The sequence below is a fragment of the Archangium sp. genome, from assembly GCF_036389735.1.
Taxonomy (GTDB): Bacteria; Myxococcota; Myxococcia; order Myxococcales; family Myxococcaceae; genus Archangium.
Genome location: NZ_DASVWK010000545.1, coordinates 1 through 6,983, shown reverse-complemented (window position 1 = coordinate 6,983; position 6,983 = coordinate 1). Strand labels below are relative to the sequence as shown.

Below are 6,983 nucleotides of genomic sequence, written 5' to 3'. Positions count from 1 at the left end.
CCTCTCGCGGCTGGAGGCGGCCATCGCCACGGCGGAGAAGGCCGGAGCGCGGGTGCTGGTGGACGGGCGCGGGAAGAAGCCCGCGGGCGAGCAGTGGGCGGGTGGCCACTGGCTCGGGCCGACGATTCTCGACGGTGTGCGTCCCGACATGGAGGCGGCGCAGCGGGAGCTGTTCGGCCCGGTGCTGTCCATCGTCCGCGTGCCCACGCTGTCGGCCGCGCTGGAGGTGGAGAACGCCTCGCCCTATGGCAACGCGGCCTCCGTCTTCACGACGAATGGCGCGGTGGCGCAGGCCGTGGTCGAGGGCTCGCGCGTGGGCATGGTGGGCGTCAACGTGGGCGTGCCCGTGCCTCGCGAGCCCTTCTCCTTTGGTGGCACCGGCGAGTCCAAGTTCGGCTACGGCGACATCACGGGGCTGTCGAGCCTCGGCTTCTGGACCGACCTGAAGAAGGTCACCCGCAAATGGACCAGCCGCACTGACGGCAGCTGGATGAGCTGACGCGTCCCCCCTTTTTCTTCCCCTTCAACGCAGCGCGCACTCCAAGGAGGGCGCCTCATGCCCGACAAGAAGCCCGTCAACCACATCCGTCTCACCTCGCATCCCGACAGCGACTCGCAGACTGTCCCCATCCGCTGGGCGGACCCCGAGCCGCTGCGCCGGGGACCCGTCATCGCCACGCTGACCGAGCCCGCGCACCGCAACGTCATCGGCACGCACTCGGGCTCGTACGCTATCTACCGGGCCGTCGCCGTGGCCGCCGGACAGCTCATGCAGGACCACCGGGCGGATCTCACCAATACCGCGCCCGCGGTGCAGATCGGCCCCCACAAGTCGTGGAAGGACCCCGAGCGCATCGTGTCGATGGATCCGTGGGGGGCGGTGGCCCCGCAGGCGTTCCGCGCCTTCATGGATCAGGGCATGGACATCCGGCCCTCCATCGCCATTACCCGCGCGCACATCAACATGCCCGAGCTGCGCGACGCCATCACCGCCGGCCGCCTCAAGCCGGACGGGAAGATTCTCTGCGCCAACGGCGACGTGAGCGTGGTGAAGGCCGCCATCGAACCGGTGTGGTACCTGCCGGGCATCGCCAAGCGCTTCGGTCTGACCGAGGCCGCGCTGCGCCGTGGGCTCTTCGAGCAGACCGGCGGCATGTTCCCCGAGCTCATCACCCGCTCGGACCTGGAGGTCTTCCTGCCGCCCATCGGTGGGCAGACCGTCTACTTCTTCGGGGACATGGACACCATCCCCAACCCGGACGTGCCGCTCGCGGTGCGCGTGCATGACGAGTGCAACGGCTCGGACGTGTTCGGCAGTGACATCTGCACGTGCCGCCCGTACCTCACGCACGGCATCGAGGTGTGCATCCAGACCGCGCAGGAGGGCGGCGCTGGCGTCATCGTCTACTCGCGCAAGGAGGGCCGCGCGCTGGGCGAGGTGACGAAGTTCCTCGTGTACAACGCGCGCAAGCGTCAGGAGGGCGGGGACTCGGCGGCGACCTACTTCCACCGCACCGAGTGCGTGGCCGGCGTGCAGGACATGCGCTTCCAGGAGCTGATGCCGGACGCGCTGCACTGGATGGGCATCACCCGCATCCACCGCTTCGTGTCCATGAGCGACATGAAGCACGACGCCATCGTCCGCTCGGGCATCGAGATTCTCGAGCGCGTGCCGATTCCGGATGAGCTCGTCCCCGCCGACGCGAAGGTGGAGATGGAGGCGAAGAAGGCCGCCGGCTATTTCACCACGGGCAAGGTGGCCTCGAAGGACGAGCTGCAGGAAGTGAAGGGCAGGGCGCTCGATGCCTGAGGTCTCCGCCACCGTCGCGTACCTGCGCGGTCCACGCGCCATCCGGGAGCGCTGCCGGGCCCTGCTGGAGCTGGGGCTCGCCGGCAAGTTGAAGCACTTCCACGTGGACATGGCGCGGGTGCCCACGGTGGCGGACTACGTGCTGGACGTCACCCGCGAGTCGTACCCCTCGCTGGAGATTCCGGTGCACAGCCGCTGGGGTCACTTCGACGTGGGCGGCGTGCGGCGCAACGCGGAGCTGGATGCGCGGCTGGCCTCGCTGCCCCCCGCCGAGCGGGCCCGGGCGAAGCTGGACCTGGTCGTCACCAGCGTGCTGCTGGACGCGGGCAGCGGACCCACGTGGAAGTACGTGGAGCCCGGTGGGGGCACGTACGCGCGCTCCGAGGGTCTCGCGGTGGCGAGCTTCCGCATGTTCCTCGCGGGGGCGTTCTCCTCGGACCCGAGTCAGCCGCTGCGCGCGGATGCGAAGGGGCTCCAGGGGTTGAGCCTCGACGCGCTGGCGCGGGGCTTCCAGGTGACGGAGGGCAACCCGCTGGCCGGGCTGGAGGGACGGCTCGCGCTGCTACAGGGTTTGGGCAAGGCCCTGCCGAGGCCCGGGGCCCTCTATGATCTGCTCGCGGCGAAGGGCCCGCGGGTGCCGGCGGCGGAGGTGCTGGGGCAGGTGCTGGAGTCGCTGGGCACCATCTGGCCAGGACGCATCACGCTGGACGGGGTGAACCTGGGCGACGTGTGGACGCACTCGGCGCTGGGGCCCGAGGGCCGCCCGGAGTCGCTGGTGCCCTTCCACAAGCTGTCGCAGTGGTTGACGTACTCGCTGCTGGAGCCGCTGGAGGAAGGCGGCATCCAGGTGACGGACCTGGACGCGCTCACGGGGCTGCCGGAGTACCGCAATGGCGGGCTGCTGGTGGACCTGGGCCTGCTGGTGCCGCGAGACGCGCGGCTGCTCACGGACGCCTTCACGCCCGGCTCGGAGCCCATCGTGGAGTGGCGGGCGCTGACGGTGGCGCTGCTGGACGAGGTGGGCAAGCGGGTGCGTGAGCGCCTGGGGATGACGGCGGAGCAGTTGCCGCTGGCCAAGGTGCTGCAAGGGGGCACGTGGAGCGCCGGGAGACGTATCGCCGCGGAGAAGCGGAAGGGGGGCACGCCGCCCATCCGCATCGAGAGCGACGGCACGGTGTTCTGAAGATCGTCTTCTCTAGTCTTTTCAATCGAGCCGAACGAAGGAGGCTGCCGTGACGTACCCGGACAACTGCACCGTGGTGGACCACCCGCTGGTGAAGCACAAGCTGACACTGATGCGGCGCAAGGACACGAGCACGGCCGCCTTCCGCGCGCTGCTTCAGGAAATCTCCCTGCTGCTCGCCTACGAGGCGATGCGGGACCTGAAGGTGCGCGAGGAGACCATCGAGACGCCGATGATGGAGATGTCGGCGCCGGTGCTGGATGGCAAGAAGCTGGTGCTGGTGGCCATCCTGCGCGCGGGACAGGGCATCCTGGACGGCATGCTCCAACTGGTGCCGAGCGCCCGCGTGGGCCACATCGGCCTGTACCGGGACCCGAAGACGCTGGGCGCGGTGGAGTACTACTACAAGGTGCCGAACCAGCTGGCGGACCGTGACGTCATCGTGTGTGACCCGATGCTGGCGACGGGGAACTCGGCGGTGGCGGCGCTCAACCGCATCAAGCGCAACAAGCCGGGGAGCCTGCGTTTCGTCTGCCTGCTGGCGTGCCCCGAGGGCCTGGCGAACCTGCGCGAGCACCACCCGGACGTGCACGTCTACACCGCCGGGGTGGACGAGAAGCTCGACGAGCACGGCTACATCCTCCCGGGTCTGGGTGACGCGGGCGACCGGCTCTTCGGCACCCGGTAGTCTCGGGGTCGAGGGTGCGGCAATCCGGGGGGGCGGTGCATGCTGCCGCCTCATGAGGCGCACCCCTGTGTTGCCACGCACGGCTCTGGCCGTGCTCCTGCTGCTGTCCCTTTCGTGCGCCACGTCCCCCGAGGGAATGCGCCCCGAGGGGCGGCGGGCGGAGCCGAAGGTAGTGAAGACGCGTGCGCTACCTGCTGGCGCACTGATGCTGTCCTTCGAGCCGGGGGCACCCGACCTGGTTCTGGAGCGGCTGCCCGCGACCTTCCATGAGTCCTTCCGATTGACGGAGAGGCCCCGCTCTCGGAACCGGCTCGTGCTGGTGTCGACCGGACCTCGGTACGCCCTGGCCGAGGGGATGGCGGTGGAAGGCGCGACGACGGTCCAGATGGTGGCCGACGGCGCCATCATCGTGACGGGAGTGGTGGCGGGCACGGCGGCCTCAGCGGTGGGCAGCGCCTGCACCGACGGCTCCGAGAGCAAGGCTGACCACCATTGGCACCACCTCGCCACGAACAAGAACCACACCTCGACAGCTCGAGGGGGCCCTGACACCCTTGTTCGAGAAGATCTTCGCGAAAACGGGGATGAGCCTGGATGCAGCGGACAACCTCGTCTACCTCAAGGGCCATCAGGGTCCCCACCCCGAGGAGTACCACGAGGAGATCTTCAGATGGCTTGAGGCCGCGGTCAGGCGATGCCGAACCCAGGCGCAATGTCGAAGCAGCTTGAGCAATGCGCTCAAGAGGATCGCCGAGGAAGTATGTACCCCCGGTTCAATGCTCCACCAACTGGCGACGAAAGGTTAGGAAAGGGATGTGCGCATGAGCCGATTCTAAGACTTGATGGATGACAGGTACTCCCATACGCGTTGGCATCTGGGCACGCCTGTCGACGAGCAGGGGCAGGAGATTGATCCCTGGCAATTCAAGGATGGGGAGGTCCTCAACCTGGGATGCGTACCGCGATTCCCACTCGACATTCCTGGAGACTCGCTGGACTACTGCTGGGCTGCCTTCTCCATCCCCGTGGTTCATGAGCGTGTCGTTCAGCTCTTCGAGCGGCTGCACGTTCAGGATGTTCAGTTCATCCCTGCTCGTGTGGAGGGGCACACGGAGCCCTGTTTCATCCTCAATGCGCTGCGCATCATTCGTTGCATCGACGATGCGAGGTGCAGACGCGCTGAGTACTGGACACCCGAAGATGAGCAGCCCGAGAAGGTGGGGGAGTACCGCGTTGTTTCTGGAATGCGCATCGACCCGGCGAAGGTGGGGGACGCTCGCATCTTCCGCCCCTGGGGTTGGGTGGGGGCCCTCCTCATCTCCCAGGACCTCAAGCAGGCCCTGGATCAGGAAGGCATCACCGGCACGCGGTTCGTCGAAGTCTGAGCGGGCAACCTGCTCTCCAGTCCCTGACGATTCCGCGCGCCTTGGCTCCAACTCGCTGACGCATGCGGAGTGCAACGCGCTCCGCGACACCGTCTACGCCGCGCTCCACCAGGGCCTGGCCTGGGAGGGGGCCTCTACCGCTGGGTCGGCTCCTGCTGCGCCGCCACCTCGCGGGCCGCCTGGCCGCGCACCTGCGTCGAGCCCACCAGCCGATCAATCCACCGATGGCTGATGCCGAAGTTCTTGTCGGGGCAGGCGAAGTGGTGCGCCATGTGGTGCGAGCGCAGCGCCTTGCCCCAGTTCGTCCACGGCTTCTTGTAGTGCACCGCCCAGTGCAGGTAGTCGTAGGCGAGGTAGCCGACGACGATGCCGAAGAAGTAGGGAATCGTCGCGTCCGGCCGGCCCACCAGCCACAGCAGCCCGCTGATGACGATGGCCAGCGGGATGCTCGCGCCCAGCGGCATCACCAGCCGCTGCGGATCATCCGGGTACGTGTGGTGGTAGCCGTGGATGATGGCGTGGAAGCGCCGGGTCAGCGGCCCGTTCCCCTCCCAGTGGAAGAGGTTGCGGTGCAGCGTGTACTCCATGAAGCACCACGTGAGGTACCCGAGCGGCGCGAACAGGGCGACCATCCCCACGCGGGTCGTCCCACTCCACAGGGCCCACCCCAACATGCCCGTGATGATCGGGATGTAGAAGGCAAACGGCGTGGCGGGGTGGATCTTCGAGGCGGCTTCGAGGAAGTTGTTCTCGAACATCCGCCCGGAGGCGTGGCGCGCGTACTCGGTCTTCATGGCCGTCCTTATATACCCCCGGCGCCCCGAGGGGGCGCCACGAAAATACCCGCCGCCTCCGGGGCGTGTCCGTTGGAAGCAGCCGGCGTGCCCGCTCGCTCTCCAGGGGAGATGGGCCCTGGCTACCCAGGACACGGGAGTTGCGGCATTCTGGATTTCTTCGGAGGCCGTGAACGGATGCACCGACGAGTCTTGAGCGCAGTGTATGGCACCCTGCTGGCCGGCAGTGCCCTGTGGTCCGGGGGCGCCCTGGCCCAATCCGAGCCGAAGAAGGACGTGGACCCCGCCGCCCTCTTCGATCGGCTGGGGTGCACGCTGTGCCACGCCCCGGGGGCCCGCTACCACGACCGCATCGTCACCGCCGCCGGCAAGTCCGAGCCGGAACTGGTGAAGTGGATCCGCAATCCGGAGAAGTTCGCCCCCGGCACCGCCATGCCCACCTACGCTTCGCTCGTCGATGAGCCCACGGCGCTCGCGCTGGCGAAGTGGATCCAAGCGGGCGGCCCCTCCGCCCCGCGCAAGTAGGGGAGCGACATGGGCGCGCGCAAGGCTCTCCTCATCGCCGACCTCGAGGGCGTGGCGGGTGTGGAGGCCGCCGACGCCCTCATCTCCGGGACTCCGGAGCACGAACTCGCCCGGGCCCTGCTGACGGCGGAGGTGAACGCCGCCGTCGAGGGCCTGCTCGCCTCGGGCTTCCAGCAGGTGCGGGTGAGCGACAGCCACACGTCGGGCTCGGGAGAGACGAACCTGCTGCGCGAGGCGCTGCACCCCGCCGCCGAGCCGTGGTTCCTCGAGGACGACGCGTACTCACCCCGCTGCTTCGAGGACGTCCAGGCGGTGGCCTGCGTGGGGATGCACGCGCCCGCGGGCTCCGCGGGTTTCTGCGCGCACACCGTGGACACGCTGTGCGTGTGGGCCTGTGACGGCCGGGTGCTGTCGGAAGCGGAGCTGGTGCTCGCCCTGGCGGCGGAGGCGGGGCTGCCGGCCGTCTTCGTCTCGGGGGATGACGTGCTGCGCGACTGGCTCGGCGGCCGTGTGGCATATGTGCACACCAAGGCGGCCCTCTCCCTCACCCGCGCCCGCTCTCACGCGCCGGAGGAGGTGCTCGCCGAGCTGACCCGCG

The 6,983-nt window shown here is 68.6% G+C and carries 9 protein-coding genes; 8 read left to right on the top strand and 1 reads right to left on the bottom strand.

Annotated features, from left to right (window positions below):
• The 6 genes from VF794_RS19155 to VF794_RS19130 all read left to right on the top strand — a co-directional run.
• Window positions 1-499: aldehyde dehydrogenase family protein (locus tag VF794_RS19155; RefSeq protein ID WP_331112443.1), on the top strand; the 499-nt coding region annotated here is incomplete at its 5' end.
• A 57-nt stretch (window positions 500-556) separates the two neighbouring features.
• Entirely contained in the window at window positions 557-1,810 is a 1,254-nt protein-coding gene (locus VF794_RS19150) for a GTP cyclohydrolase II (protein ID WP_331112441.1), read from the top strand.
• A complete protein-coding gene (locus VF794_RS19145; protein WP_331112439.1) occupies window positions 1,803-2,993 on the top strand; it encodes a URC4/urg3 family protein in 1,191 nt (396 codons plus the stop codon). The genes VF794_RS19150 and VF794_RS19145 overlap by 8 nt, the downstream gene beginning before the upstream one ends.
• Window positions 2,994-3,042: 49 nt before the next feature.
• Entirely contained in the window at window positions 3,043-3,681 is a 639-nt protein-coding gene (upp, locus tag VF794_RS19140) for a uracil phosphoribosyltransferase (RefSeq protein WP_331112437.1), read from the top strand.
• 554 nt (window positions 3,682-4,235) lie between these two features.
• A complete protein-coding gene (locus VF794_RS19135; protein ID WP_331112435.1) occupies window positions 4,236-4,487 on the top strand; it encodes an AHH domain-containing protein in 252 nt (83 codons plus the stop codon).
• Between the two features lie 36 nt (window positions 4,488-4,523).
• The gene (locus VF794_RS19130) at window positions 4,524-5,066 is read left to right on the top strand and encodes an imm11 family protein (protein ID WP_331112433.1); all 543 of its coding nucleotides are present in this window, start codon (window positions 4,524-4,526) and stop codon (window positions 5,064-5,066) included.
• Between the two features lie 134 nt (window positions 5,067-5,200).
• Here VF794_RS19130 and VF794_RS19125 read toward each other — a convergent pair whose 3' ends face one another.
• Window positions 5,201-5,860, bottom strand: a complete 660-nt coding sequence (locus VF794_RS19125) for a sterol desaturase family protein (RefSeq protein WP_331112432.1) — start codon at window positions 5,858-5,860, stop codon at window positions 5,201-5,203.
• Between the two features lie 192 nt (window positions 5,861-6,052).
• Between VF794_RS19125 and VF794_RS19120 the strand changes: the two genes are divergently transcribed.
• On the top strand, window positions 6,053-6,385 hold the full coding sequence (locus tag VF794_RS19120) for a hypothetical protein (RefSeq protein WP_331112430.1): 333 nt from the start codon (window positions 6,053-6,055) through the stop codon (window positions 6,383-6,385).
• A gap of 9 nt (window positions 6,386-6,394) precedes the next feature.
• The coding region (locus tag VF794_RS19115) for a M55 family metallopeptidase (RefSeq protein WP_331112428.1) at window positions 6,395-6,983 on the top strand (589 nt) is incomplete at its 3' end.

Coding starts and splice junctions, on each gene's coding strand:
- VF794_RS19150 (WP_331112441.1), top strand. CDS start 557: ATGCCCGACAAGAAGCCCGTCAACCACATCCGTCTCACCTCGCATCCC.
- VF794_RS19145 (WP_331112439.1), top strand. CDS start 1,803: ATGCCTGAGGTCTCCGCCACCGTCGCGTACCTGCGCGGTCCACGCGCC.
- VF794_RS19130 (WP_331112433.1), top strand. CDS start 4,524: ATGGATGACAGGTACTCCCATACGCGTTGGCATCTGGGCACGCCTGTC.
- VF794_RS19125 (WP_331112432.1), bottom strand. CDS start 5,860: ATGAAGACCGAGTACGCGCGCCACGCCTCCGGGCGGATGTTCGAGAAC.